The 25,908-nt window shown below is 68.9% G+C and carries 23 protein-coding genes and 1 pseudogene; 11 read left to right on the forward strand and 13 right to left on the reverse strand.

The features are described from left to right. Positions 1–66 precede the first annotated feature (66 nt). Both dapF and SJY26_RS03640 read left to right on the forward strand, forming a co-directional pair. Positions 67–903: a diaminopimelate epimerase gene (dapF, locus tag SJY26_RS03635; RefSeq protein WP_396594797.1), complete on the forward strand. Its 837-nt coding sequence runs from the start codon at positions 67–69 to the stop codon at positions 901–903. A gap of 83 nt (positions 904–986) precedes the next feature. Then, a pseudogene (locus SJY26_RS03640) lies at positions 987–3,357 on the forward strand (NADP-dependent malic enzyme). A gap of 21 nt (positions 3,358–3,378) precedes the next feature. On the opposite strand, the gene SJY26_RS03645 reads toward SJY26_RS03640, so the two are convergent. From SJY26_RS03645 to rdgB, 10 genes are all read right to left on the reverse strand, one after another. After that, positions 3,379–4,761 (reverse strand): AmpG family muropeptide MFS transporter, encoded by a 1,383-nt coding sequence (locus tag SJY26_RS03645; RefSeq protein WP_396594798.1) that lies wholly within the window; start codon positions 4,759–4,761, stop codon positions 3,379–3,381. A gap of 42 nt (positions 4,762–4,803) precedes the next feature. Then, positions 4,804–6,360, reverse strand: coding sequence for a response regulator (locus SJY26_RS03650; protein ID WP_396594799.1), 1,557 nt, complete (start codon positions 6,358–6,360; stop codon positions 4,804–4,806). Positions 6,361–6,453: 93 nt separating this feature from the next. After that, positions 6,454–8,031, reverse strand: coding sequence for a YifB family Mg chelatase-like AAA ATPase (locus SJY26_RS03655; RefSeq protein WP_396594800.1), 1,578 nt, complete (start codon positions 8,029–8,031; stop codon positions 6,454–6,456). A gap of 108 nt (positions 8,032–8,139) precedes the next feature. Further along, positions 8,140–9,507 carry a M1 family aminopeptidase gene (locus SJY26_RS03660; RefSeq protein WP_396594801.1) on the reverse strand — a complete coding sequence of 456 codons (1,368 nt, stop codon included), beginning with the start codon at positions 9,505–9,507 and terminating at the stop codon, positions 8,140–8,142. A 16-nt stretch (positions 9,508–9,523) separates the two neighbouring features. Beyond that, the gene (gene gshB / locus SJY26_RS03665) at positions 9,524–10,474 is read right to left on the reverse strand and encodes a glutathione synthase (RefSeq protein WP_396594802.1); all 951 of its coding nucleotides are present in this window, start codon (positions 10,472–10,474) and stop codon (positions 9,524–9,526) included. A gap of 87 nt (positions 10,475–10,561) precedes the next feature. Further along, complete coding sequence (locus SJY26_RS03670; protein ID WP_396595697.1) at positions 10,562–11,377, reverse strand: transglutaminase family protein; 816 nt, start codon at positions 11,375–11,377, stop codon at positions 10,562–10,564. 42 nt (positions 11,378–11,419) lie between these two features. Then, complete coding sequence (locus SJY26_RS03675) at positions 11,420–11,827, reverse strand: YraN family protein (RefSeq protein WP_396594803.1); 408 nt, start codon at positions 11,825–11,827, stop codon at positions 11,420–11,422. Then, positions 11,824–12,699, reverse strand: a complete 876-nt coding sequence (gene rsmI, locus SJY26_RS03680) for a 16S rRNA (cytidine(1402)-2'-O)-methyltransferase (RefSeq protein ID WP_396594804.1) — start codon at positions 12,697–12,699, stop codon at positions 11,824–11,826. The genes SJY26_RS03675 and rsmI overlap by 4 nt, the downstream gene beginning before the upstream one ends. 52 nt (positions 12,700–12,751) lie before the next feature. Continuing rightward, a complete protein-coding gene (hemW, locus tag SJY26_RS03685) occupies positions 12,752–13,915 on the reverse strand; it encodes a radical SAM family heme chaperone HemW (protein ID WP_396594805.1) in 1,164 nt (387 codons plus the stop codon). After that, positions 13,908–14,510 carry an RdgB/HAM1 family non-canonical purine NTP pyrophosphatase gene (gene rdgB / locus SJY26_RS03690; protein WP_396594806.1) on the reverse strand — a complete coding sequence of 201 codons (603 nt, stop codon included), beginning with the start codon at positions 14,508–14,510 and terminating at the stop codon, positions 13,908–13,910. Before rdgB ends, hemW begins: the two co-directional genes overlap by 8 nt. Positions 14,511–15,064: 554 nt before the next feature. Between rdgB and SJY26_RS03695 the strand changes: the two genes are divergently transcribed. From SJY26_RS03695 to SJY26_RS03705, 3 genes are all read left to right on the forward strand, one after another. Beyond that, complete coding sequence (locus tag SJY26_RS03695) at positions 15,065–15,658, forward strand: DUF2975 domain-containing protein (protein ID WP_396594807.1); 594 nt, start codon at positions 15,065–15,067, stop codon at positions 15,656–15,658. Between the two features lie 67 nt (positions 15,659–15,725). Beyond that, on the forward strand, positions 15,726–15,965 hold the full coding sequence (locus SJY26_RS03700; RefSeq protein WP_396594808.1) for a helix-turn-helix domain-containing protein: 240 nt from the start codon (positions 15,726–15,728) through the stop codon (positions 15,963–15,965). A gap of 4 nt (positions 15,966–15,969) precedes the next feature. Next, entirely contained in the window at positions 15,970–16,551 is a 582-nt protein-coding gene (locus SJY26_RS03705; RefSeq protein ID WP_396594809.1) for a Smr/MutS family protein, read from the forward strand. Here SJY26_RS03705 and SJY26_RS03710 read toward each other — a convergent pair. Beyond that, positions 16,548–17,555: an adenosine kinase gene (locus SJY26_RS03710; protein WP_396594810.1), complete on the reverse strand. Its 1,008-nt coding sequence runs from the start codon at positions 17,553–17,555 to the stop codon at positions 16,548–16,550. The two genes, SJY26_RS03705 and SJY26_RS03710, sit on opposite strands and share 4 nt — an antisense overlap. A gap of 110 nt (positions 17,556–17,665) precedes the next feature. On the opposite strand from SJY26_RS03710, the gene SJY26_RS03715 reads away from it, so the two are divergent. The 3 genes from SJY26_RS03715 (at position 17,666) to SJY26_RS03725 (ending at position 20,390) form a co-directional block, all read left to right on the forward strand. Further along, the gene (locus SJY26_RS03715; protein ID WP_396594811.1) at positions 17,666–18,370 is read left to right on the forward strand and encodes a hypothetical protein; all 705 of its coding nucleotides are present in this window, start codon (positions 17,666–17,668) and stop codon (positions 18,368–18,370) included. Then, positions 18,343–19,245 carry a RimK family alpha-L-glutamate ligase gene (locus SJY26_RS03720; protein WP_396594812.1) on the forward strand — a complete coding sequence of 301 codons (903 nt, stop codon included), beginning with the start codon at positions 18,343–18,345 and terminating at the stop codon, positions 19,243–19,245. The genes SJY26_RS03715 and SJY26_RS03720 overlap by 28 nt, the downstream gene beginning before the upstream one ends. 89 nt (positions 19,246–19,334) lie before the next feature. Continuing rightward, entirely contained in the window at positions 19,335–20,390 is a 1,056-nt protein-coding gene (locus SJY26_RS03725) for a serine hydrolase domain-containing protein (RefSeq protein ID WP_396594813.1), read from the forward strand. Here SJY26_RS03725 and nth read toward each other — a convergent pair. Together nth and SJY26_RS03735 are read right to left on the reverse strand one after the other, a co-directional pair. Continuing rightward, on the reverse strand, positions 20,387–21,121 hold the full coding sequence (gene nth / locus SJY26_RS03730) for an endonuclease III (RefSeq protein WP_396594814.1): 735 nt from the start codon (positions 21,119–21,121) through the stop codon (positions 20,387–20,389). The two genes, SJY26_RS03725 and nth, sit on opposite strands and share 4 nt — an antisense overlap. Continuing rightward, positions 21,118–22,467, reverse strand: coding sequence for a flavin monoamine oxidase family protein (locus SJY26_RS03735; protein ID WP_396594815.1), 1,350 nt, complete (start codon positions 22,465–22,467; stop codon positions 21,118–21,120). Before SJY26_RS03735 ends, nth begins: the two co-directional genes overlap by 4 nt. Positions 22,468–22,555: 88 nt before the next feature. Between SJY26_RS03735 and SJY26_RS03740 the strand changes: the two genes are divergently transcribed. From SJY26_RS03740 to SJY26_RS03750, 3 genes are read left to right on the forward strand one after another with little or no spacing between them, the layout of a single operon-like run. Continuing rightward, a complete protein-coding gene (locus SJY26_RS03740) occupies positions 22,556–23,668 on the forward strand; it encodes an HlyD family secretion protein (RefSeq protein ID WP_396594816.1) in 1,113 nt (370 codons plus the stop codon). Continuing rightward, complete coding sequence (locus tag SJY26_RS03745) at positions 23,665–25,263, forward strand: DHA2 family efflux MFS transporter permease subunit (protein WP_396594817.1); 1,599 nt, start codon at positions 23,665–23,667, stop codon at positions 25,261–25,263. Before SJY26_RS03740 ends, SJY26_RS03745 begins: the two co-directional genes overlap by 4 nt. Beyond that, positions 25,263–25,859 carry a TetR/AcrR family transcriptional regulator gene (locus SJY26_RS03750; RefSeq protein WP_396594818.1) on the forward strand — a complete coding sequence of 199 codons (597 nt, stop codon included), beginning with the start codon at positions 25,263–25,265 and terminating at the stop codon, positions 25,857–25,859. The genes SJY26_RS03745 and SJY26_RS03750 overlap by 1 nt, the downstream gene beginning before the upstream one ends. The last annotated feature ends 49 nt before the right edge of the window (positions 25,860–25,908 follow it).

The following is a 25,908-nucleotide window of genomic DNA, read 5'->3' on the forward strand; positions in this document are numbered from 1 at the left end:
ACGGCAGGGCCGGACGTTGCCTCAAGGCCATTTGGGCGGTGGGGGGGTCATGCCTATATGGTCGCGATGAGCGCCTCCACGCCCTTTGTGAAGATGAACGGTGCCGGCAACGACTTCGTCGTGGTCAATGCGCTGGAGCGCGCCTTCACGCCGGACGCCGGTCAGGTACGGGCGCTGGCGGACCGTCAGACGGGCGAGGGATTCGACCAGCTGATCGCCATCGAGCCCTCGACCACCGCCGACGCCTTCATGCGGGTGTGGAATGCGGACGGCGGGGCGGTCGAGACCTGCGGCAATGCCCTGCGCTGCGTCGGCTGGATGCTGCTGCAGGCGAGCGGGTCGGACAAGGTGGTGATCGACACCCTGGGTGGCCCGACGACGGCACGGCGCGCCGGCCCGGACCGGATCACGGTCGACATGGGCCCGCCCCGGCTGGACTGGCGCGAGATTCCGCTGGCGGAGGAAATGGACACCCGGGGGATCGAGCTTCAGGTCGGACCGATCGACGCGCCGGTGATCTACACGCCGGGGGCCGTCTCGATGGGCAATCCGCATGTGGTGTTCTTCACCGACCGGCTGGACGACGCGTTCGTCACCGGTTCGGGCTCGCTGATCGAGCATCACCCGCTGTTTCCCGAAGGGGTCAATGTCGGTTTCGCCCATGTCCTGGCCCCCGACCGGATCCGGCTGCGGGTGTGGGAACGGGGGGCGGGCCTGACAAAGGCCTGCGGCACGGGGGCCTGCGCGGCACTGGTGGCGGCGAGCCGGCGCGGGCTGACCGGCCGGCGGGCCGTGATGGTCGTCGACGGCGGGGAGCTGGACATCGACTGGGATGAAGCCTCGGGCCACGTCTTCATGACCGGGCCGGTCGAGGTGGAGCGCACGGGGACGCTGAGCCTGTGATCCTCGCCCGTCGGGCGTCGGCGGTTGTGGCGGGGCAAGGGCGCCGCTAGACCGGACGGGCCCCGAAGCGCCCGAGATCCTTCATGCCCGACCAGACCGACAAACAGACCTTTTCCGATCAGGAAGCGCTGGATTTCCACCGCCTGCCCCTGCCCGGCAAGATCTCCATGGCCCCGATCAAGCCCATGGCGACCCAGAGGGACCTGTCGCTGGCCTATTCGCCGGGCGTGGCCGTCCCGGTCCGGGCGATCGCGGCCGATCCGGACAAGGCCTATGACTATACGTCCAAGGGCAATCTGGTCGCGGTGATCTCGAACGGGACCGCCATTTTGGGTCTGGGCAACCTCGGTCACATGGCGTCCAAGCCGGTGATGGAAGGCAAGGCCGTCCTGTTCAAACGGTTCGCCGACGTCGACAGCTTCGACGTCGAGGTCAAGACCACCGACCCGGACGAGTTCATCACCGTGGTCAAGAACATCGGGGACACCTGGGGCGGGATCAATCTGGAGGACATCAAGTCCCCCGAATGTTTCGTGATCGAGTCCGAGCTGCAGGACCTGCTGGACATCCCCGTCTTCCATGACGACCAGCACGGGACGGCCATCATCTCGACCGCCGGCCTGATCAATGCCTGCCACCTCACCGGTCGGAAGTTCGAGGACGTGAAGATGGTTCTGGTCGGGGCCGGGGCGGCGGGACTGTCCTCGCTCAGCCTGATGAAGTCTCTGGGTGTCCGGCCCGAAAACGCCACGGTCGTCGATCTGGACGGTGTCATCTACCACGGGCGGACCGAGGGCATGGATCAGTGGAAATCCGTCCACGCCATAGACACCGACAAGCGCACCCTGGCCGAGGCCATGGTCGGGGCCGATGTGGTCCTGGGCCTGTCGGCGAAGGGTGCGATCACGCCCGCCATGGTCGCGACCATGGCCCCGCGCCCGATCATCTTCGCCATGGCCAATCCGGACCCGGAGATCACCCCGGAAGAGGTGCTGGCCGTGCGCAAGGACGCCATCATCGCGACCGGCCGGTCCGACTATGTGAACCAGGTCAACAACGTGCTGGCCTTCCCCTACCTGTTCCGCGGCGCGCTCGACGTCCGGGCCCGGCGCATCAATCACGAGATGAAGATCGCCTGCGCCCACGCCCTCGCCCAGCTGGCGCGCGAGGATGTGCCGGACGAGGTGGCCGTGGCCTATCGCGGCCGCAAGCTGAAGTTCGGTCCCGACTACATCATCCCCACGCCGTTTGATCCCCGCCTGATCTGGTACATCCCGCCCTTCGTGGCCCAGGCGGCGATGGACACGGGCGTCTCGCGGGTGACGATCGACGACATGGACGCCTATCGCGCCCGGCTGCGCGAGCGGGTCGACCCGTCGGCCGCCCTTATGCAGAAGATCAGCTCGGCCGTTCGCGCCGCGCCGAACCGGCGGGTGGTGTTCGCCGAAGGCGAGGAATTCGACGGTCATCCGCGCCGCCTGGGCCTTCAAACAGGCCGAGCTGGGCACGCCGGTCCTGCTGGGGCGCGAGGACCTGATCCGCACCAATGCGGCCGAGGCCGGGCTCAACTTCGACGAGATGGGCATTGAGATCGTCAATGCCCGGGTGTCCGAGCACAACGTCGCCTACACCGACTTCCTGTACGGGAAGCTGCAGCGGCGGGGCTATCTGCGCCGCGACGTCCAGCGGATGATCAACCAGGACCGCAACTATTTCGCCGCCGCCATGGTGGCGCGGGGGCAGGCGGACGCCGTGGTGACGGGCGCGACCCGGAACTTCAACATGGTGCTGAAGGAAATCCGGCGCGTGCTGGATGTGAAGGAAAGCCTGATCGGCCTGTCAATCGTGCTGGCAAAGGGGCGGACCCTGTTCGTGGCGGATACCTCGGTGCACGAACTGCCCAACGCACAGGATCTGGCCGACATCGCCGTGCAGGCGGCCGGGGCGGTGCGCAAGCTGGGCCGAACCCCGCGGGTGGCCTTCCTGTCCTATTCGACCTTCGGCAATCCGCCGGGCGACCGCGGCGACAATGTCCGCGAGGCCATCCGCCTGCTGGACCAGCGCGGGGTCGATTTCGAATATGAGGGCGAGATGCCGCCCGAGCTGGCGCTGGATCCGACCCTGCGGGCCAACTATCCGTTCATGCGGCTGAGCCGGGACGCCAATGTGCTGGTCATGCCGGCCCTGCACTCGGCCTCGATCTCGACCCAGCTGGTCCAGGCCCTGGGCGGAGCCACGGTGATCGGGCCCCTGCTGGTGGGCCTCGAGAAGTCGGTCCAGATCGTGTCGCTGGGAGCCTCGGTGTCCGAGATCATCACCGCCGCCACCTTCGCCGCCTATGACGAGGGGGCCAGCGTCGCCTTCGAGCCCGAGGATGAGGGCGACACCCCGCCCCACCCCAGCCCGGCGGTCGAGCGGTCGATGACGGCCACGGCGGTACCGCCGACGGTGTGACCGCTCAGGGGTCCTTGAAGCTCAAGCGACTGCAGGCGTGGCCGACTTCTTGGCTTTCCGATGGTGCTTGAGCAGCATCCAGCAGAGCAGAACGGCCGGGATTCCGACGGCCGCCGTACCTGCGAAGAACAGGGCATAGGCGTCCATCAGGGGCCGCCCCTGCTGCAAGCTCTCGACCGCGACGCCGGAGAAACCTTTGAGAAACTTGCCCAGCAGGGCGTAGAACGAGCTGAGCAGGGCGTACTGGGTCGCCGTGTAGCCAATACTGGTCAGGCTCGCCATGTAGGCGACGAGGGCCGCGCCGGCGAAACCTTCCGAGAAGTTCTCGACGAACAGGACGCCGCCGAAAACCGGCGTCGACAGGCCGACGACGGCCATCAGGCTGTAGCCGAGGTTCGACAGCGGGCCGATCAGGGCCCCCAGCAGCAGGGTCTTGCCGAAGCCGAAGCGCACCGCGAACAGGCCGCCGGCAGCAATGCCGAGGAAGGCTGCGATCAGTCCCACACTCAACCGCATCGCCCCGATGGTCGGCTTGTCGAGACCGAGGTCGGTGTAAAAAGGCCCGACCATGGGGCCCATCACGAAGTCCGGAAGCCGGTAGAGGCTGATCGCGGCAAGCATCAGGAGCGCTACGGCCCCGTGGGTCTTGAGGAAAGTGAGGAAGGGCCCCACGATGGCGTCGAAAAGGCCGCGAGGGCTCAACAGGGAGACCTGACCGGTGACCTCGGCCAGGGTGCGTCGGTCGACGGGCTCCTTTGCGAACAGGGTGGCGATGATAGCCAGACTCATGGCCGCGCCCCACAGGGCATAGGCCCCGCTCCAGCCCAGCCAGGTCGCGAAGAACAGGATAAGCGCGTTGCCGGCGAGGATGGCGAACCGATAGCCGAGCTGGAAGGCGGAAGTCAGCAGGGCCTGATCCTCGTCCCCGTCGGCGCTCTCGATCCGCCATGCATCGACGACGATGTCCTGGGTCGCCGACGCGAAGGCCGTGACCAGCGCGGCGATGCCGAGCACGGTCAACCCCCCTTCCGGACCGATGATCGCCATTGCAATCAGGGACAGGCCGACGACGGCCTGGGACAACAGCATCCAGCCGCGTCGGCGGCCGAAGCGGCCGAGCAGGGGCACATCGAATCGATCGACGATCGGAGCCCAGAGAAACTTGAGAGAATAGGCCAGGCCGACCCATGAGATGAAGCCGATGGCTGCCAGTTCGGTCCCACCCTCCCGAAGCCACAGGCTCAGTGTGGCACCCGTCAGCAGGAATGGCAGACCCGAGCCGAAGCCAATCACCAGAGCGATCAGCACCCGGCCGCGTCCGAGGGCTTTCAGAACATCGGTCGCGCCCGCAGTCTTCTTCGGCTCGGAGGATACCGAGTCGGCGGGCAGCGGTGGTTGGGTCATGAAGCGGTGTCTCGTCGGCGGGCGGACACCCCCCCGGCGTCCCTATGCGGCGTAGACCTTGGCGCGGATGTCGCCGCTCGTCCAGCGGCTGAGAGAGGCGCGCAGGGCCTCGGGCTCGAGCGGTTTGACCAGGTGGTCGTCCATGCCGGCCTCGAGGCAGGTGCGGCGGTCCTCCGGGAAGGCATTGGCCGTGAGCGCGACGATCGGGGTCCGGTCGCCACCGGCACGAATCGCGCGGGTCGCTGCCGGACCATCCATGCCAGGCATGCGCATGTCCATGAAGACGAGGTCGTACCGGGCGCGCTTCATGGCGGCGATCGCCTCCTCGCCCGTGGCGGCGGTTTCGACCACGCATCCCTCGCGGCGCAGCAGGGTCTTGGCCAGAAGCGCTCCGACCGGATTGTCCTCGGCCAGCAGGATGCGGGTGCCGGCGAAGCGGATCGGCAGGACGCGGTCGTCCTCGGGCGGAAGACCCCGCGGCGCGCCGGCCGGGACATCCCCGGCCGTGGCGGCGGCGCGAACCCGTTCGACGAGGGAGGCGCGACGCAGGGGCTTGATCAGATAGCCGTGGAAGCCGATGGCGCGATACCGGGCGATCAGCTCGCGCTCGCAGGGCTTGAGCAGGATAATGCCGCGACCGGCCACGGGCAGATCAGTCACCTCCTGTCCGGCCGCCACCGCCTCGGCATGATCGATGAGGGTCACCGCCGCGGCGCGGGCCGTGGCCCGGACCGCACCGCCGGAGGCAACGATCTGGGCCCGGGTGGCGGCGCGGACCATGGGATCGGGCGAGCGGACGGCGAGGGGAATACCCTTGAGCGAGCCGGCGCGGCGGGCGTTGCCCGGCGCGGCGTCGAAGGCGGCCTCGAACACGAAACGCGATCCGCCGCGACCGGCGTCTTCCGGGCGGTCCGAGACCGTGACCGAGCCCCCCATGGCCTTGGCGAGGCGGCGGACCACCGCCAGACCCAGACCGGCCCCGCCGTGACGGGTCGCGTCAGAGGCGTCGACATGGCCGAATTCCTCGAAGATGCGCGTCCGGGCCTCGGCGGGAACGCCGGGGCCGGTGTCGTCGATGATGAAGGCCACGACCGGTCGGCTGTCGGGGCCGCCGCGGCGCTCGACGGTGATCGAGACGCCGCCGGTTCCGGTGAACTTCACCGCGTTGCCGGCGAGGTTGAACAGCACCTGACGCAGGCGGCCGTCGTCGGCGAGGACGTCAGGGGCATCGGGCGCGACGGACCAGACGATCTCCAGACCCTTCTCATGGGCGCGGGGGCTGAGCAGTTCGGCCACGCCGCGCACGAGGCTCTCCAGATCGACCGGGGCGGGATCGAACTCCAGCTTGCCGGCTTCCAGCCGGGCATAGTCCAGCAGGTCGTTGACCAGACCCAGCAGATGTTCGGCGGATTCGCGCGCGGCCTCGGCATAGGCGCGCTGGGCCCCGTCCAGCCGGGTGCGGGTCAGCAGGCCCAGCATACCGATGACGCCATTGAGGGGCGTGCGCATCTCGTGGCTCATCAGCCGGAGAAAAGGGTCGGCTCCGCCGCCATGCGGCGTCCGGGACGCGGTTTCGAGGGTGGACTTACGCGGGGACATGCGACTCTCCGATAAGCCGTCAGTCTAGGCACGCATCGGTTAAGGACGTTTCAACCGAGGATCGTCGCGATTTCGGGGCCGATCCGCCTCGCTTCAGAAGGCGGACTGGCCGACCGCCGAGCCCGTCTGGCGCTCGAAATCGCCCTGGGCCCCGACGGTGGTGCGGCGATAGATCAGGGCCTCGGCGATGTGACGGCGCAGGACCCCGGTCGCCCCTTCCAGATCGGCGATGGTGCGGGCCAGACGCAGGGTCCGGGTCCAGCCCCGGGCGGTCAGACCTCCGGCTTCCCCCGCCCGCATCAGCAGGGCCCGCCCCGGTTCGTCGGGGGTGGCGAACCGCTCCAGCACCTCGCCCGAGGCCCGGGCGTTCAGCGCCTGCAGCGGATCCAGACCGGCTGCGCGCACCCGCTCCTCCTGCATGGCGCGGGCCACGGCGACCCGGGCCGAGGCCTCGGCCGTTCCCTCCGCAGGGCTGGGCAGGGCCATGTCGGCGGCGGTGACGGGAGGGGTCTCCACCGTCAGGTCGATGCGGTCGAACATCGGGCCGGAAATCCGGTTCTGATAGTCGCGCTGGCAGCGCGGAGCCTTGCCGCAGGCCCCCTTGCCCGCCCCGCCGAGGCCGCAGCGACAGGGGTTCATGGCCGCCACCAGCTGGAAGCGGGCCGGATAGCGGACATGGGCATTGGCGCGAGCGACGACGATCTCGCCGGTTTCCAGCGGCGCGCGCAGGGAATCGAGGGCCTGGGCCGAGTATTCCGGCAGTTCATCCAGAAAGAGGACTCCGTTGTGCGCGAGCGACGCCTCACCGGGCTTGGCGCGCAGGCCACCACCGGTGAGGGCCGCCATGGAGGCGGAATGGTGGGGGCTGCGGAAGGGCCGGTCGCGGGTCAGGGCCCCGCGCTCGATCAGGCCGGCGACCGACCAGACCATGGAGGTCTCCAGCAACTCCTGCGGGGTCAGGGGCGGCAGCAGCCCCGGCAGGCGCTGGGCCATCATCGACTTGCCCGAACCCGGCGGGCCGACGAACAGCAGATTGTGGCCGCCCGCTGCCGCGACCTCCAGCGCCCGCTTGGCGCTTTCCTGCCCCTTGACCTCGCGCAGGTCGGGAACAGTTCCGCCGTTGCGAACCGGCCCGGGATCAGGGGCGCGCAGGAGGGTCGTGCCCTTGAAATGATTGATCAGCCCGATCAGCGACCGGGGAGCGAGGAGGCGGACATCGCCGGCCCATGCGGCCTCGGGGCCGTTGGCTTCGGGGCAAATCAGGCCCAGACCCATGGCCGAAACCGCGACGGCCGCGGGCAGGGTTCCGCCCACAGGCTGTATGCGTCCGTCCAGCCCCAGTTCGCCCAGCGCGGCCCACCCCTCCAGCGCGTCCGGGGCCACCACGCCCATCGAGGCCAGCAGGGCGAGGGCAATGGGCAGGTCGAAATGGCTGCCCTCCTTGGGCAGGTCGGCGGGGGCGAGGTTGGCGATGATCCGTCTGGCCGGCAGGGCCAGACCGATGCCGGCAAACGCCCCCCGCACCCGCTCCCGGCTCTCGGCCACCGCCTTGTCGGGCAGGCCGACCATCGAAAAGATGGTCTCCCCGTCCCGACCGACCAGCTGGACCTCGACCGTGACGCGCCGCGCCTCGACGCCCTCGAATGCCACCGTCGCGATACTGGCCAGCATGGGTTCATCCCCCGGTTCCGGACAGAACGAACCATGAACGATCTTGCATTGCAAGAGCAGCGTTCTCTGACCCGTGCCCCGACGGGGCGCTTCACACGGTTGCTTTGATCAGGGCCGGGTGTCGACCCAATCGGCGAACAGGGGGCGCAGGTCGGCGTCGCTGGCCCGTTGCATGGCGTGCTCGAGGTCGCGCGACGTCACCGCACGGCCAAGGTTGACGACTGTGAAGCGCCCCAGCCCGGCCCAGAAGGCGGCGTCTCCCATCTGCTGTCTCAACTCATGCAGAAAGACGGCGGCCTTCGAGTACTGGACGCACCGGCGCGCGGTGAGGGAGGGGTAGGGGCCGTCGAAGGCCAGAGGGACATCACGCCAGTCCGTGCGGCAGCGGTGCCAGCGGGCGCGCGCCAGTTCGATTTCCCGGTCATAGGCGGCGCGTCCCCAGCGGTGCTCTTTCCAGCTCGCGACCATGAAGGTGACCACACCCTCATTGAGCCAGAACTCGCCGAGGGTCGCCGCCGTGATCCGGTTGCCCCACCACTGGTGGGCCAGTTCGTGGGCGACGGCCCAGTCTTCCGAGGGATCGGCGATCAGGGCCTCGACCGCACCGCCGCCGAGGGTACTGTGCGAGATCGCCTCCTGGGCCTCCCAGCGATCGGGGACATACAGCTGGCTGTAAGCTTCGGCCGGATAGGGGACGCCGGCCCGCCCTTCGAAATACGACAGCATGGCGCAGGTCGGGCCGAAGATCGCCGCGACCCGGTCGGCGGGGGCGGTGGTCAGAACCTCGAGCTGCGTGGTGCATCCGGACGCGGGCTTATGTCGCTCCAGCCGTCCGGCGACGAAGGCATGGACATAGGCCGGATAGGCTTCGGTCGTGCGCCAGTGGTGCAGGGCGGTGTCCGGGCCCGGCCGTGTGGTCGCGACGTGCACACCGGGGCCCAGCGTCAGCATGCCGGGCGGGGTTTGTACCGTCAGGTCGACGGTGAAACGGTCCGCAAAATCCTCCTGATCGCAGAGCATCCAGTCACAGGTGAAATAGGTGGACCAGGCGAGGTCGGCGGACCGTCGGAACCCGCGGCCCGGTGCCGCCTCATAGGTCAGGGACAGGGTATGGCGGCGGCCAGGGACCAGCGGACGGGCCAGCGGGATGTCGACGGTCCCGTCCTGCGCCGTCCAGCCGGAAACGGGGTGGGCGTCGAGCGCCAGCGACCGGATTTCGAGGGGCCCGCCGCGAAACCGCAGCCGGTCGCCTGCAGCGGTCGGGCGGAAATCGATCGTCTGGGTTCCCGTCAGCCCGCCCTCGACCGGGAAAGGTGTGATCTCGACCGTCTGGTGCAGGACATCGATCCCCGCCACGGCCCCGGGCGGGAGCCGGGAGACGCCGGACGAGGCGCAGGCCCCGAGCAGGCCGGCGAGGAAGACGGCCGCAAACGCGGCGGCGGCAGACCGGTCCTGACGGCGGGGGCAGGCCTGCATCGGTCGTGACCCTCCGCTATGCGCCCGGGGCGCGCTTCGCCTCGATGACGTCCCAAAGGAGGGCGGCGGCGTCGACGCCGGTGAATTCCTTCAGCTGGACCGCTCCGGTCGGGGAGGTGACGTTGATCTCGGTCAGATAGTCGCCGATCACATCGATGCCGACGAACAGCAGGCCGCGCGCCTTCAGCTCCGGGCCGATGATGGCGCAGATTTCCAGATCGCGGGCCGTCATTCCCACAGGGGCGGCTGTGCCGCCGACCCTCAGGTTGGAACGGACCTGGCCCTCGGCCGGGACCCGGTTGATCGCCCCCACGGGCTCGCCGTCGATCAGGATGATGCGCTTGTCGCCCTTCGAGACCGCCGGGATGAACTTCTGGATCACCAGCGGGTCGCGCGAGCCGCTCATATGAATCTCGATCAGCGCCTCAAGGTTCGGATCGCCGGCCTTCAGCCGCACGACGCCTGACCCGGCCGCGCCGTGCAGGGGTTTCAGGACGACATCGCCGTGGCGTTCGTGAAAGTCGACCAGGGCGACCGGATCGGAGCTGATCAGGGTCGGCGGCTGAACGCCCTCGAACCGGGTGGCGAACAGCTTCTCGGGGGCGGAGCGGACCTCGGCCGGGTCGTTGACCACGAGGGTGCGGGGATGAACCGTCTCCAGCAGATAGGTGGCGGTGACATAGGCCATGTCGAACGGCGGATCCTGACGCATCAGGATGACGTCGACGTCGCGGCCGAGGTCCAGCCGGACCTCCTCGCCGAAGCTGACATGATCGCCGACCACGGGGCGGAGCGTGACGGGCCGGGCCCGGCAGGAGAGCGCGCCCTCCTCCAGCGCCAGGGTGCGGAAGTCGTAGACCCACAGGGCATGGCCCCGCGCCTGGGCCTCCAGCGCCAGGAAGAAGGTGGTGTCCGAGGCGATATTGACCCCTTCGAGGGGGTCCATCTGGAGGGCGACCTTGAGCATGGAGGATGTCCGCGACCTTAAGGGGTGTGGGCCCGGTAATGGGCGGGAGCCGACGGTGCCGCAAGGGCGGGCAATGCCGGAGCCTGCTTAATTGAGCTGCATCCGCAGCCGGGCCGTAGCAATGTGACATCCCGGATCATCCCGGCCGGCGACGGCCCGCGACCGCGCCAGCGCCTCGATAGCGCCGGTCAGGGCCCCCTGTTTCTCCCGCGCGGCGGCGACGTCCAGCCAGGGTCGATGATCGAGCGGATCCAGAAGGGCGCGGCGAAGGGCAGAGCGCTCGGCAGAGGGATAGTCCCCGCTCTTGATGGCCCGGCTGAACAGCACATTCTGCAGCCGGATCAGGGCGTGGCGATCGGTGACCGGGGCCATGAGAACATCCAGCCGATCGGCCACATGCGGTGTCAGGCCTGCCCGCAGGGCCCGGCGGGTCAGTTCGGACGGCATGACGGGCCGGCCCTGGCTGAACGGGTCAAGCGCGACCGGGCCGATCGCCGTCTCCACCCGCAGCAGGAAATGATTGGGAAAATCGACGCCCTTGGCCGAAACGCCCGCCCGCCGGGCGGCGTCCAGGTAGAAGATCGCCAGGGTCGCCGAGAGTCCGCGTCGCCGTTCGGTCACCGCGATCACGTCGGTGTTGGCTGCGGCCCCATGGGTCAGGAGATCGCCGTCCAGCTGGAAATCGGCGGCGAGCGTCTCGGCCAGGGCGTCATCGGGGCTTTCCGTCCGGATGCGCTCGGCCAGCCGCCCGGCCGCCGCAGCCGCGAACTGGCGGACCGGGGTGGTGTCGCGCAGGGGAATGTCGTGGATGGCGCAGGCAATGGCCGCCTCCAGCAAGGGGAAGTCGTCGTCATCGGCCTGTCCGGCCTGTTCCAGGATGGCTTCTGCCTCCTCGCGCGTCACCGTGGCGTCCCCCAACGGGCGATCCGCCACACCGGTGGGGACCTACAGATCGCGACGATGGCGTGGAAAGCGGCCGGGGGCCAGCGCCACCATGTCCAGTCGCAGGCGAAGACCTGCAAGACCGGGTCTTTGGCGCAACAGTGCGGCACCCGCCATGCGCAGACGTTCCCGCTGGGCCGGATCGACCGCCGTGAGGGCGGCATCCATCGTTGCCCGCCGCTTGACCTCAACCACGATGAGGTCCGCACCGCGACGCGCGAGAATATCGATTTCCACGCCCCGGGTCTTCAGCCGGAAGCCCAGCAGCTGATAGCCCTTGAGTATCAACCAACCCGCAGCGAGCCATTCCGCTCCATGGCCCTCGCGAAACGCCCGACCGCCCAGCGCCTGCCGCCAGGGGGCCCGGGATTTCGCCGGCCGCACCGGCGCGCGGACACGCGGAGACTTCATTCCCGGCCCTGAAGCTCCAGCGCGCGGCGGTATAGGGCCTTGCGCGGCAGGTCGAGGGCGGCAGCCACTTCGGACGCCGCCTCGCCGGTCGGCAGGCGGGCGAGCGCCTCCGTCAGGGCCGCATCGGCGTCGGCGGCACTGGCGGTCTCGACCTCTCCCGGGCCGATGACAATGACGATCTCGCCCTTGGGGCCATCACAACGCGGGTCCACCGCCAGCTCGGGAAGGGTGCCCCGCACTGCCTCTTCGTAGAGTTTGGTCAGTTCGCGGGTCACGGCGGCGGGGCGGGGGCCCAGCACCTCGGCCATGTCGGCGAGGCTGGCGGCCAGGCGCGGGCCGCTTTCGAAGAAGACCAGGGTCTGGCGCGCCGCCTTGACCTCGGCGAGGGCCGTCTTTCGCGCGCCCGACTTCGGCGGCAGAAAGCCCGCGAACAGGAACCGGTCCGACGGCTGGCCGGCGATGCAGAGAGCGGCCAGAAGGCTAGACGCCCCCGGGACGGGATGGACGGGCAGGCCGGCAGCGATGAAGGCGCGGGCGACGACGAAGCCGGGATCCGAAATCACCGGTGTCCCCGCGTCGGAGACCAGGGCCACGACCTGACCCTCACGCACCCGTTCAATGGCGATCCCGGCGGCGCGCGCCGAGGCATGGTCGTCGCAACGTTCCAGCTTCGCCTTCAGTCCGTAGGCCCCCAGCAACTTGCCCGTGACGCGGGTGTCCTCGGCCAGGACCAGATCGGCGGCGGCCAGCACATCCAGCGCCCGCAGGGTCATGTCGCGCAGGTTTCCGATCGGGGTGGCGACCAGATAAAGGCCCGGCGACACCGGCCGGGGCGGCGGGGCGGTCGGGGGAAAGGGGCCGGGTTCACTCATGGCCCGACCGTGCCACAGTCGACCGCCCGGGCGAAGGGCGACGGGCCGGCATCTATGTCAGCAGGGCCTTCAGGACGGCGTCCAGAACCGGCCGGCCGGTCCGGGTTGCGGCGACGCGGCCGCTGGCCAGGTCAAGGAAGCCGTCGGCAATCAGCCCGGCGAGGGGTTCGGCGTCCAGTACAAGGCCGAGCGCTTCAAACACCGGCAGGGGAACGCCCTCGACCGTGCGCAGACCCAGCAACAGCCGCTCCTCGGCCGCGCCGCGCGGGTCGAGCGACTCCTGCTCGGACCAGGGGGTCCCGGCCGCGACACCCGCGACATAGTCCCCGATGCGGCGGTGAGCGAAGGTGGCAGTGCGGACGCCGCCCAGGGTCAGGCGTCCATGAGCGCCGGGTCCGACCCCGACATAGTCGCCGCCGCGCCAGACGTGGAGGTTGTGGGCCGAGCGGGCGGCCGGATCGCGGGCATGGTTGGAGACTTCATAGGCCTCGAAGCCGGCCGCCTCGAGCACGGTCTGCGTGGCCTCATAGAGGTCAGCGGCCGTGTCCTCATCCGGGGGGAGGAAGCCACCCCGGGCAACGGCCCGCTCGAACGCCGTGCCGGGGGCGATCGTCAGCTGGTAGGGAGAGATGTGCTCGAAGCCGAGGCTGAGCGCCTCCTGCAGCGCCGCACGCCAGCCGGCCACGGTCTGGCCCGGCAAGGCGTGGATCAGGTCGATCGACAGCCGGTCGAACACCGAGGCGGCCACGGCGATGGCGCGCCGGGCCTCGGCGGCCGAATGGTTGCGGCCCAGCACGGCCAGTTCGGCATCGTCCAGCGACTGGACCCCCAGCGACAGGCGGTTGACGCCCGCGTCGCGCAGGGCGCCGAAATGGGCGGCCTCGGCATCCGTGGGATTGGCCTCCAGCGTGATCTCGACCGGTCCTGCGGCGGGGAACAGGGCGCGGATGCGCGAGATCACGGCGGCGACGTCATCGGCCTGCATCAGGGACGGCGTGCCTCCGCCAAGGAAGATCGAGGCCAGGGGGCGGGGGCCCAGGAGCGCGGCCTGGGCCTCGAGGTCGCACAGGATCGCCTCGACCAGGACCGCCTGCTCCTGACGCCAGCCGCGGTCGCGCACGACGTTGAAGTCGCAGTAGGGGCAGATCCGGGCGCAATAGGGCCAGTGGACATAGACGGCGACCCCGTCGGGCGGCTCCGCGCCGGGATCAGTCAATGAGCGCGGCCTTCAGCATCGTAAAGGCGCGGCTGCGGTGGCTGAGACTATCCTTCAGGACCGGATCCATCTCGCCGAAGGTCAGATCATGGCCCTCGGGGATGAAGATGGGATCATAGCCGAACCCCCGGTCGCCCCGGGCCGGAAAGGTAACCACCCCGTCGACCCGGCCCTCCACCACGACACAGGGGCCGTCGGGCCAGGCGACGGCGAGGGCGGAGGTGAACCAGGCCGAGCGGTCGCTGGCCCCCAGATCCTCCAGACGCGTCTCGATCTTGGCCATGGCCGCGTTGAAGTCCCGCTCCGGGCCACCCCAGCGGGCCGAGAATATCCCCGGGGCCCCATCGAGGGCGGTGACCGACAGGCCGGAATCGTCCGCCAGCGACACCTCGCCCGAAAACTGGGCGGCGTGGCGGGCTTTCAGCATGGCATTGCCGACAAAGGTAGTCTCGGTTTCGGCCGGTTCGGGCAAGTTCAGCTCCCCTGCGGTGACCACCGTGTAATGTCCGTCCAGCAGGGCGTGAATTTCACGGGCCTTGCCGGCGTTGTGAGTCGCGGCGACGAGCCGCATCCCCTTGATAAGTCTCAGCTTCATCCGCGATCACGTCCGTGAAACATTTCATTGCCTAAGTTTAATATCGTTAAACGATATGTAACGTGACGAGCCAGCCTGCACGTCCTATCTATGATCTCAAGAACGGCAGCCACAACGTTCCCCAGATTGATCAAAAACGACCAATCTGAGCCCCGTGGAACATGAAGTCGGGCACAAATGACCCGTCTCAGGATCTAAGGATAGAACGATGCACACGATGAACGTCTCGATGATGATGGACAAGGTCGGCACCGTGCTGGTCAACGCCGCCCTGCTCGCCGCCCTGCCGACCGCTCTGGTCGCCATCTTGGTCCAGTCCTTCTAGGACGGCACACACCGACCCGCGAAGGCGCTCGCTCCCCGGGGCGACGAGTTCGAGGGTCCGTTCACACACCTCCGTCGCTGATACAGCGAGGCCAGCGGGCCAAGCGGCAGCGACGGGCGATAAAGAGGCTTTTGCCACTTGATAAAGTTCGCGATCTATAAGGCTGCGTCGGGGTTCGCCGGATCCCGCGCGGCCATCGCGGCCTGACCCCTCCCGGCCGAGCCCGCCGATGCCCCTGAACCGGCCCGACCTGCGACTGCCCGGCCTGCCCAGCAGCATCCGGGCGCCGTTCCGCACCCTCGGGCCCGGGTCCGTCTCCAGCCTGCTGAAGATCGCGCTGGACGTGGCCTATGTGCTGCTGATGATCATCACGGCCGTGCTGCTTCTGGTCTTCCTGGCCTCGATCTTCATTCCGCTGGCCAATCTGAACATCACCGTCTCGAACGACGAGGGCGGCCGCCAGCAGGCGCTCACCCGCCCCCTGCTGCTGTTCGGGGTCGGGGCCCTGACCGCCTATTTCGGCGGCTTCCTGCTGATCCTGAGAAACCTGCGGATGATTTTCCGCACGCTGACGATCGGCGATCCCTTTCGCCCGGAGAATGTGCGTCGCCTGCGCCAGATCGGGCTGATCCTGGCCGTGGTCACCGGGGGCGTCTGGGTGGCCCAGGGTCTGGTTGCGGCCCGTCTGGCCCCCGGCGTGATGGATTCCCAGGGAGCCGGCGAGCTTCTGACCCCGATCTTTTCTGTTCTGGTCGTTTTCGTCCTGGCCGAGGTGTTCCGGGAAGGGGCGCGACTGCGCCGGGAATCGGAGCTGACGATATGACAAATGACACCCCGATCTGCCATATGCGCCTCGTAGCGGCGAGCGATCGCGCGATCCGGAATCCCTGATGGCCATTCGCGTTCAGCTGGACAGAATTCTTGTCGAACGGCGCATGTCGTTGACGGAACTGGCCGACCGGGTCGGGGTCACCCTGGCCAATCTTTCGATCCTGAAGACCGGCAAGGCGCGCGCTGTGCGTTTCTCTACCCTGTATGCCCTGTGCCGGGAGCTGAACTGTCAGCCGGGCGACATCCTCGTGTACGAACCGGGGCCGCCCGGGCCGGATACCGACGACGTGGAAGGCTGAGGCCTTGGCCCGCCGCCCGTCCCCCGATCTGACGACCGAGGACCGCCGCATCTGGGCCCGGGTGTCCGGTTCGGTGACTCCGCCAAAGACCCGCAAGGCCCCACGCGTGACGCCCGGAGCCCTGCTGCCCGATGAACCCCTGAAACCCGAGACGATCAAGGCCGCACCGCGACTGCCGGTGCCCGGCAAGCTCAAGACCTCGACGAAGATCCGGGCCGCCGCGCCGGCTGCGCCGAAGGCCGCGCCCGCCCCGGCCCGGTCCGCGCCCGAGGAGCTGGAGCCCCGCCGCCAGCGTCGGTTGTCGCGGGAACGGGATCCGATCGAGGCCTCAATCGATCTGCATGGCTTTGGCCGGTTCGAGGCCGAGGATCAGCTGCGCGCCTTCCTGACCCAGTCGCAGGCGCGGGGCCTGCGCGCGGTTCTGGTGGTCACCGGACAGGGCCGGCGCGGCGGCGGCGTGATCCGCGCCTCGATCCACGAATGGCTGCAGGGCCACGCCCTGAGGGGCGTGGTCTCCGGCTTCGCCATGGCCCACCGCCGTCACGGCGGCGACGGCGCCATCTATGTCACCCTGAGGGCGCGCTAGATCAGGGCGAGGCCGTGCTGTTTCGCCAGGGCCTCAAGCCGGACCATGGGGCGCGGGCCCCAGTGGGCGATGACTTCCGACGCCGCCAGCGAGCCCAGTTTGCCGGACTGCTCCAGCGTCAGACCGCGCGCGACCCCCAGCAGAAAGCCGGCGGCGTACTGATCGCCCGCGCCGGTGGTGTCCACCACGGCGTCTACCGGAACCGCCGGTACGACGACGCGGTCATCGCCGGCGAGAATGACCGAGCCATGCTCACCCCGGGTGATGGCGGCGATCTCGACCATTGCCGCCAGCCGCGCGGCCGCCGCGTCGAAGTCTTCGGTCTCGAACAGGGCTGACAGCTCGGCCTCATTGGCGAGGACGATGTCCGCCGAGGCCTCGATGAAGGCCAGCAGTTCGGCGCGCCAGCGGGCGACGACGAAGGTGTCCGACAGGGTGATGGCGACCTTGCGGCCGGCCGCATGGGCGGCAGCGGCGGCGGCTTCGAAGGCGGCCCGGGCCGCGGCCGGATCGAACAGATACCCTTCCAGATAGACGATCGCGCTGTCGCCGATCAGGTCGGCGTCAATGTCGGCCACGGCCAGCTGGTTGGCGGCCCCCAGGAAGGTGCACATGGTCCGCTGGCCGTCCGGGGTGACATTGATCAGGCAGCGGCCGGTGCCGGCTCCGTCGTGCAGCATCGGCGTGTCGAAATGCACGCCCGCAGCGCGGATATCGTGGCTGAAGACACCCCCGAGGGTGTCGGGAGCGACCTTGCCGACATAGGCCGCCCGGCCGCCGAAGCTGCCGACGCCCGCGACCGTGTTGCCGGCTGACCCCCCCGAGGCCTCCACACCCGGGGCCATGGCGTCATAGAGGGCCGCGCTCTGGACCTCGTCGACGAGGGACATCGAGCCCGGCGTCAGGGCCTGGGCGCTCAGGAAGGCGTCGTCACAGGGGCTGAGGACATCGACGATGGCGTTGCCGACAGCGCAGACGTCATAGGTGGGGGCGTTCTGGGTCATGCCGCGCCCCTTAGCGGGCGCAGGCGCGGCACGCCAGCCGGAGATTACCGAACGTTCACTTGCGCTCCTGCGAATGATTAGCAAGACCACCCGCTTCCTGGGGGTGCCTGATGCTGAGTTTGATTGCCGCCTTGATCGTCCAGTCGGCCGGCCCGGCCGTCGTCCCGCAGGGCGACCGGCTGGTTGAAGCGCGGAAATGCTATGTCCTGAGCATGACGAGGGCCGGCGCAACCACGTCGATCGGAGTGACCTGGCAGACCGTCGCGCGGGACCGGATCGGGGATCGGCCCGTGCTGCGGGTCACGGTGCACCAGTCGGTCAACGGCGGGGCTTTCGACATGCGGGACGATTTTGTCCTGGACGCCGCCAGCCTTCGACCCCTCTCCCTGACGAACCTGCGGCAGGGCGAGGTCCATGTGCGTCTGAACTACGCCTCGGACAGGATCACGGGCGAACGGCTGGACAACGGAGTCGCCGCCCTGATCGACGTCCCCCTGGCCGGGCCGGTCTGGGAGGGCAATCTGTTCGGCCTGACCTTTGCGGCCCTGCCCTTGTCCGAGGGGGCCGCCTTCACCGTTCCCTATTGGCAGTATGACAAGGGTTTCGGGACGTTTTCCGTCCGGGTTGCCGGTTCCGAAGTCGTGACGACGCCGGAGGGGCCGGTTGACGCCTGGACGGTCGAGGCCGGGCCGGATGAACGCCGGGGCCTGACCTATCTGATATCGAAATCGGACCATCGCGAAATGGGCTATCGCGCGGCACAAGGGTCGCAGAGCCTTGGCGGCGATTGCTCCGCGCTGGAGGCCAGACCCTGACCGAGATCGCCATTCTGACGCCTGCGGTCGACGACCCGGCCTACAAGAGCCATTGGCCGGCGGTTCTGGAGCGCCTGTCGGACGCCCTCGCCATGGCGAACCTGAGCGCGGTCCCGACCGCCTGGACCGACCATATCGAGGATGCAGCGCGTCTGGCCGCCTTCCCTCTTGTGCTCGGCGTGCTGACCTGGGGCTATTATGAACGGCATCCAGACTGGCTTCGGGCCACGCGCCTCTGGGCCGAGGCGGGGGTGCAGATCGCCAACCCGGCAACGGTCCTCGGCTGGAATTCGGACAAGACCTATCTCCGGAAACTGGAGGCGACCGGGATCGCCATTCCGCCCACGCTCTGGAGCGCGGCGGTAACCCAGGATCAGATCGACGCGGCCTATGACCAGTTCGATACGGACACGGTCATCGTCAAACCGACCGTGTCGGGCGGAGCGTGGAAGACCAGTCGGCTGTCCCGGGGCGAGCGATTGACGGACGCCCCCGCAGGCCACGCCATGATCCAGCCCTTCCTGCCCGAGCTGGTGGCGAACGGCGAGATGTCGTTGCTGTTCTTCGGGGGCTGGTTCAGCCATGCGGTCCTGAAGCGGGCGAGACCCGGCGATTTCCGGATCCAGGTGCAATACGGCGGGCAGTACGAACCGGTCCTCGATCCGCCGATGGAGGCGATCGCCCTGGCCGAGCAGGTTCTGGCCGCGATCGCGGAGCCCCTGCTGTATGCGCGGATCGACATGGTCGAGACGCCGGGCGGCTGGGTCCTGATGGAAGCCGAACTGATCGAGCCGGACTTCTACCTCTCCCAGGCCCCGGACGGCGGACGCCTCTTCGCCGAGGCGGCCCGGGCGCGGCTGACCATCGGGCGTTGAGCCGGACGCGACCAGGCAAGGGATGCGACGCGACGTCGCTCCCGGGGCATGGCCGGGAAACCCCGGCGGTCGCGGCTGGTTAGGGCAGGATGAGACGCAGACATTTTCTGGCGACCGGGGTGAGCGCCGCTGTGCTTGCGGGGCCCCTGTCGGCGTGCAGCGAGACCGGACCGCCGCTTGCGGTGACGACGCCCACCCGGGGACTGGACACCGCACTGGCGGCCCAAGCGATCGCCAGAGCCCGCGCTCTTCCAAAACTCCATGCCCTGATCGTGTCCCGGGACGGGACTCCTCTGGTTGAAGAGCGAATTCGCGGCGAGGACCTAGACACGCCGGTCAATATCAAATCGGCGTCCAAGTCGGTGCTCGCCGCCGTCACCGGGTCCGCGATCGGCGCGGGGATCCTGAGCGGCGTGGATCAGGCCGTCGCCCCCTTCCTGTCCGACCGCTTCCCGGCGGCGGCCGATCCCCGGTTGCAGCAGATCACAGTCGGAGACCTGCTGTCGATGCGGGCCGGTCTGGCCTCCACCTCCGGCGGCAACTACGGGGCCTGGGTGTCGAGCCCGAACTGGGTCCGCTATGTCCTGGCCCAGCCGTTCGAGACCCGGCCCGGCCAGACCCTGATCTATTCCACGGGAACCTCGCACCTGACCTCTGCGGTGCTGACCGCCGCATCCGGTCAATCGACGCTGGCGCTGACGCGCCGGTTCGTGGGGGAACCTCTGGGACTCACCGTGCCGCCCTGGCTGGCGGATCCCCAGGGAATCTATTTCGGCGGTAACGAGATGCGCCTCTCACCCCGCGCGCTGCTGGCATTCGGAGAGCTGTATCGCAACGATGGCGTGGTGAACGGGGTGCGGGTGCTGCCTGAAGGCTGGGTCGAGAGTTCATGGGAACGGCGTGGCACATCGCGCTTCACCGGGGACCGCCACGGCTACGGGTGGTGGATCCGCAACGTCCGCGACCATGATGTCTTCTACGCCTGGGGTTATGGCGGGCAGATGGTCTTCGTCGTGCCGGATCTGCGGCTGACCGTCGTCATGACCTCGGATCCGACCCCGGTCGAGGCCCGCGACGGCCATGTCCAGGCGCTGCATGCCCTGATGGCGGACGGCTTCATCCCGGCGGCAGAGCGCGGGGCCTAGACAGCCGGTCCGAGCCCGCGCGAGGGGCAGAGGTCGGAGATCAGACAGGCGGCACAGTCCGGTTTGCGCGCCGTGCAGGTGTAGCGCCCGTGCAGGATCAACCAGTGATGGGCCTTGGGCAGGAAGGCTGCGGGGACCACGGCATGCAGCTGATCCTCGACCTTGTCGGCGGTGGCGGCATTGGCGAGGCCCAGCCGATGCGAAACGCGGAAGACATGGGTGTCCACAGCAATGGCCGGCTCGATCCCCAGTTCATTAAGGACCACACTGGCGGTCTTGCGCCCCACGCCCGGCAGGGCCTGAAGGTCCGCGCGAGTCAGGGGTGTGACCCCGCCGTGCCGTTCGAGGATGATCCGGCTGAGGGCGATGACGTTCTTCGCCTTGTTCCGGTACAGGCCGATGGAGGCGATGTAGGGGATCAGCCCCGCCTCTCCGAGCGCCAGCATCGCCGCCGGCGTGTCGGCGACCGCGAACAGTTTTTCCGTCGCCTTGTTGACCGAGACATCGGTCGCCTGGGCCGACAGGGCGACAGCGACGACAAGCGTGTAGGCGTCGTGAAAGCCCAGCTCGGTGCGCGGCTCGGGCATGACCGTGGACAGGCGGGTGAAGACGGCCTCGACCCGGTCGTCGTCGGGGGGCCAGGCGAGGACGGGGATCGCTGCGCCGGTCATGATGCTGCCGGCCTTGCGGGCAGGGGCTGCGGCCGGTGCCGCCTTCTTCGTCCGGGTCATCGCGCCGACATCGTCTCAAGCGGGGAGGACAGACGCGGATCGACGCCGAGGGCGGTCAGAACCTCGATCGCGGCCCGATTGCCCTCCTGCCACGCACCGTGGGCGGTGCCGAAGGCGGTGGGCGACGTGGCCTCTCCGGCGATGAAGATCCGGTCCTCGACCGGCCGGGCCAGCTGCGCCCGTGCCCCGGTCTCCGGGTCGCCCTGTCCCGGCAGGGCATGGGAATAGGCCCCGAGCGCGAAGGGGTCGACGCCCCACATCGAGGTGGCCAAGGGCTGAAGACGCCGCCGCATGGCCGAGCCGAGCAGGTCCCCCAGCTCGGCCACGGCGAAATCAACAATCGCGGCTTCCCCCTCGCCTTCCAGTCCCCGGGCCAGGTCGCCGCCGAAATAGGCCTCGATCATGGGCCTACCGAAGGGGCGCAGGTGATAGCCCCCGGTCTGGGCCGTGTCGGTCTTGCCCCACAGCTGGCTGTCGGGCGGAAAGTCGCCCGCTCCGTCCACGGCCAGGAAGAGCTTGGTCGCCAGCCCGAGGGGGGCCCCCGCGGCGGCTTCTACCAGCTCGTGCAGGGGTGGATCGAACCGCACGGCTTCGGACGCCAGCACCGAGGTGGGCAGGGTCAGGACCACCGCTCTGGCTTCGATCCGGCCCCGGGCGGTATCGATCTTCAGAACCGGCCCCGTTCGGTCGATCCGTTCCACCGGACAGTTGAGTACCACCGGCACGCCGTCGCCGAGGGCCGAGACCAGCGTCCCGTAGCCCTCAACCACCCGCCAGTTGACCCCGGTGTCGCCGTAGGCCGCCTGATCCAGAGTCGACACGTCGCGGAAAGCGGCCCCGTTGAGCGCCCCGGAGATGGCGTCCATCCGCGCGTTCCAGCGATCGTCGGGCAGGAACAGGTCGCTGGCGGGATGGTCCTGCCCGCCCTCGGCGGCGCGGGCCACGCGGTCCTCGAAATCCGACCAGGCTTGGCCAAACTGTGCCTGTTCCGCCGGGGTGAGGCCGAGATTGAAGGCCTGTTGCCACCAGGGCGGCGGGGTCTCGTCCACCGTGAAGCCAGCCTCACGGCCGAGAACGGCCAGCGGGTTCTCGTCCGCAGAATGCAGCCAGCCGCAGCCCAGATCCAGACCGAACCCCTCGCGCTGGACGGTATGGGCCCGCCCGCCGACCCGGTCGCGGGCCTCAAGCAACGCCACGGCCACGCCGGCGGCCATGAGCCTGCGGGCCGCGGACAGCCCGGCCGCTCCTGCACCGATGATGGCGACGTCAATGGAGGCGGGCAGGCGGATGGCGGCGCTCTCAGGCTGGAATGGGCCGAAACATGACGTGTTCGCGAGGCCTGACAACCGTTATTGATTTTTGGACGGTAGCGTCCATTTTACGTCCGTCCTCCCCGACGCCCCTTCGTGATCTGCTGTTCAGAGATTCCGCCCTATGGCCCTCGCTCCCGCCCTCCAGAAACGCCTGCCGCTGATCATCGGCGGGGTGGTGATCATCGGCCTCGCGGTCGGGGGCGGCCTTTGGTGGAGCAACAAGCAACGCTGGGAGACGACCGACAACGCCTTTGTCCAGGCCGACACCACCCTGATCAGCCCCCAGATCGACGGCTATGTCGCCGAGGTACTCGTCACCGACAACCAGCGGGTCGAGGCCGGCCAGGTCCTGGTCCGGCTGGACGATGCGGACGCCCGGGCCGGACTGGCCCAGGCCGAGGCCAATCTTTCGGCCCTGATGGCCGCCGTGGACAATGTCGACGCCCGCGCCGCCCAGGAACAGGCCCTGATCGCCTCGCGCGCTGCTGGCGTCGCCCAGGCCCGCGCCCAGGCCAACCTGGCCCGATCGCAGGTCGATCGCTATTCGGCGCTCCAGCGTCAGGGGTGGGTTTCGCAGCAGCGGATTGAAACGGAACAGGCCGGAGCCCAGACGGCTGCGGCCACGGTCGCCGAAGCCGAAGCCGCCCTGGTCGCCGAGCAACGGACGGCCGGTGTTCTGGGCTCCACACGCCAGCAGAGCCTGGCCGCCGTGGCACAGGCGCGCGCCGCCGTCGAACTGGCCCGCACCAACCTCGAGCGGACTGTGATCCGGGCCCCGGTGGCGGGGGTCGTGGGGGCCCGGGGTGTGCGCGCCGGCCAGTATGTCCGGCCGGGTGGCCAGCTGCTGTCGCTGGTGCCGCTCGGCGACACCTATGTGGTCGCCAACTTCAAGGAGACCCAGCTGGATCGCCTGCGGCTGGGTCAGACCGTCCACATCGAGGCCGACGCCTTTCCGGGCGAGGATCTGACCGGCCGCATCGACAGTTTCGCCCCGGCGACGGGCTCGGAATTTGCCCTGATCCCGGTCGAGAATGCGACGGGCAATTTCACCAAGATTACCCAGCGGGTGCCCGTGCGGATCCTGGTCGACCGGACGGGCGGGGGTGCGGCCCTGCGGCCCGGCCTGTCGGTCGAGGTCAAGGTGGACCTGAAAAGCCCCGGCGGGCCCAGCTTCGCCGAGGCCGCCGCCGGTCCGACCCGTCTGGCCGACGCCGGAACTTCGGCCGTCCAATGACCGCCGCCGCCCTCGATGCCGGTCCGCCCGCCGCTCCGGTGGGGGCCGAGCCGCGCATCAACTGGACGATCCTGATCCTGGGCTTCGCCGGGATGGTGATCGGCCAGTTCATGGCCATCCTCGACATCCAGATCGTCGCCGCCTCCCTGCCCCAGATCCAGTCCGGCATCGGGGCCTCTGCCGACGAGATCAGCTGGATCCAGACCGCCTATCTGATCCCCGAGGTCGTGATGATCCCGCTGTCGGGCTATCTGTCGCGCCTGTGGGGCACCCAGAGGGTCTTTCTGATCAGCTGTGGCGGCTTCGTGATCATGAGTATCGCCGTGGGCCTGTCCTCCTCGGTCGAGGTGATGATCTTCTTCCGTGCCATCCAGGGCTTCGTCGGCGGGGCCATGATCCCGACCGTCTTCGCCGTGGCCTTCACTGCCTTCCCGCCCGCGAAACGGGTGACCGCCTCGGTCTTCATCGGCCTGATCGTGACGCTCGCCCCCACCATCGGCCCGACCCTGGGCGGGCATCTGACCGAGGCGCTGAGCTGGCGCTGGCTGTTCTTTATCAACGTCCCCTTCGGCCTGCTGTCGTTCTTTCTGGTCTGGCGCTACGCCAATTTCGACAAGGGCGACGCCAGCCTGTCCAAGGGGTTCGACTGGCTGGGTCTGGGGCTGATGGCCGTCTTCCTGATGAGCCTTCAGTTTGTCCTTGAGGAGGGATCGAAGAACGACTGGTTCGCCGACGACACGATCTTGCTGCTGGCCGTGGTGGCCGCCCTGTGCGGGCCAGCCTTCGTGTGGCGCTCGCTGCGTTACTGGAACCCGGTGGTCGAGCTCAGGGCGTTCAACAACCGCAACTTCCTGGTCGGCACCTTCATGACCTTCACGGTCGGGGCGGCCCTGTTCGGCGGGACCTTCCTGCTGCCCCTGTTCCTGGCCCGGGTGCGTGACTATTCCCCGGCCGAGGTGGGCACCACCATGGTTGTCTCGGGTCTGGCCATGTTCGCCACCGGGCCCTTCGCCGGTCGACTGGTCCGGGTGCTGGACCTGCGCATCCTGATGTTCGGCGGCTTCATGATGGCCGCCTGGGGCATGTGGGACGCCCATGCCGTCACCACCGAATGGGGCTTCTGGCAGTTCGCGGGGGTGCAGGCCCTGCGCGGATCCGGCATCATGCTGGCCATGATCGCCGCCCAACAGGTCACCATGTCGACCATGCCCCCGCACATGGTCAAGAACGCCTCGGGTCTGGTGAACCTGTTCCGCAACGTGGGCGGAGCCTTCGGTCTGGCGTATCTCAACACCTCCCTGACCACCAATACGGCCATCCATATGGGCGAACTGACCAGCCGGATCAGCGTGACCAGCACCGGTATGCCCGACATGTTGGCCGGCATGACCGCCCGTATGGCCGGCTCGATCGATCCCGAAGGCGCAGCGATGAAGGCGATCTCCGGCATGCTGCAGCGCGAGGCGACGACCCTGGCTTTCGGTGACGCCTTCGCCCTTCTGGCGATCGGTTGCGCCGTTGCGGCCTTCGTCACCCTGCTTTCCCGGCCGGTGAAGCCCGGCACGGGCACCCCGCCGCCTGCGGACGCGCACTGATGGCGCGCGTCACAGGCCAGATCGACGAGCGCAAGTCCGAAGCAATTCTGGATGCCGCGGCCGAGCTGTTCGCCGAAAAGGGGGCTGCCGTCTCCATGGATGCGATCGCCCGGCGCGCGGGCGTGTCGAAACAGACGCTGTACAATCGCTATGGGTCCAAGGTGGAGATCGGGCGGGCCCTGGCGGAGCGACGGTCAGACCTGATCACCGCGCCCCTGCGGACCGGTGGTGACCCTGTGATGGTACTGACCGCCCTCGCAGAGGCCATGTTGGCCAAGCTGTGCACCGCTGACGGGCGCAGCTCGATGCGGGGGGTGGCCCTGATGTCGCCTCATGCGCCGGGACTCGCCGAGGCCGTCTATAGCGCGGGGCCGGGGGAAGGCCGGCGTCGACTGGCGCTGTGGCTGGCCGAACAGGACCGGCTGGGTCTGATCCGCGTCCCCGACCCCCACGGCGCGGCCGAGATGTTCGTCGGCATGACTCTGGGCCACAGCCAGCTGCGGGCCATCCTGGGGGTCGACGAGCCCCGCCCCATCGACATTCCTGCCCGCGCCCGCGAGACCGCCCAACGCTTTCTGCGGGCCTTCGCAGTCTAGTTTTCTTCTCGTCATCCTCGACCTTGTGCCGAGGATCCATCCGTCCGCC

The sequence above is a fragment of the Brevundimonas sp. R86498 genome (assembly GCF_044598075.1).
Classification (GTDB): Bacteria; Pseudomonadota; Alphaproteobacteria; order Caulobacterales; family Caulobacteraceae; genus Brevundimonas.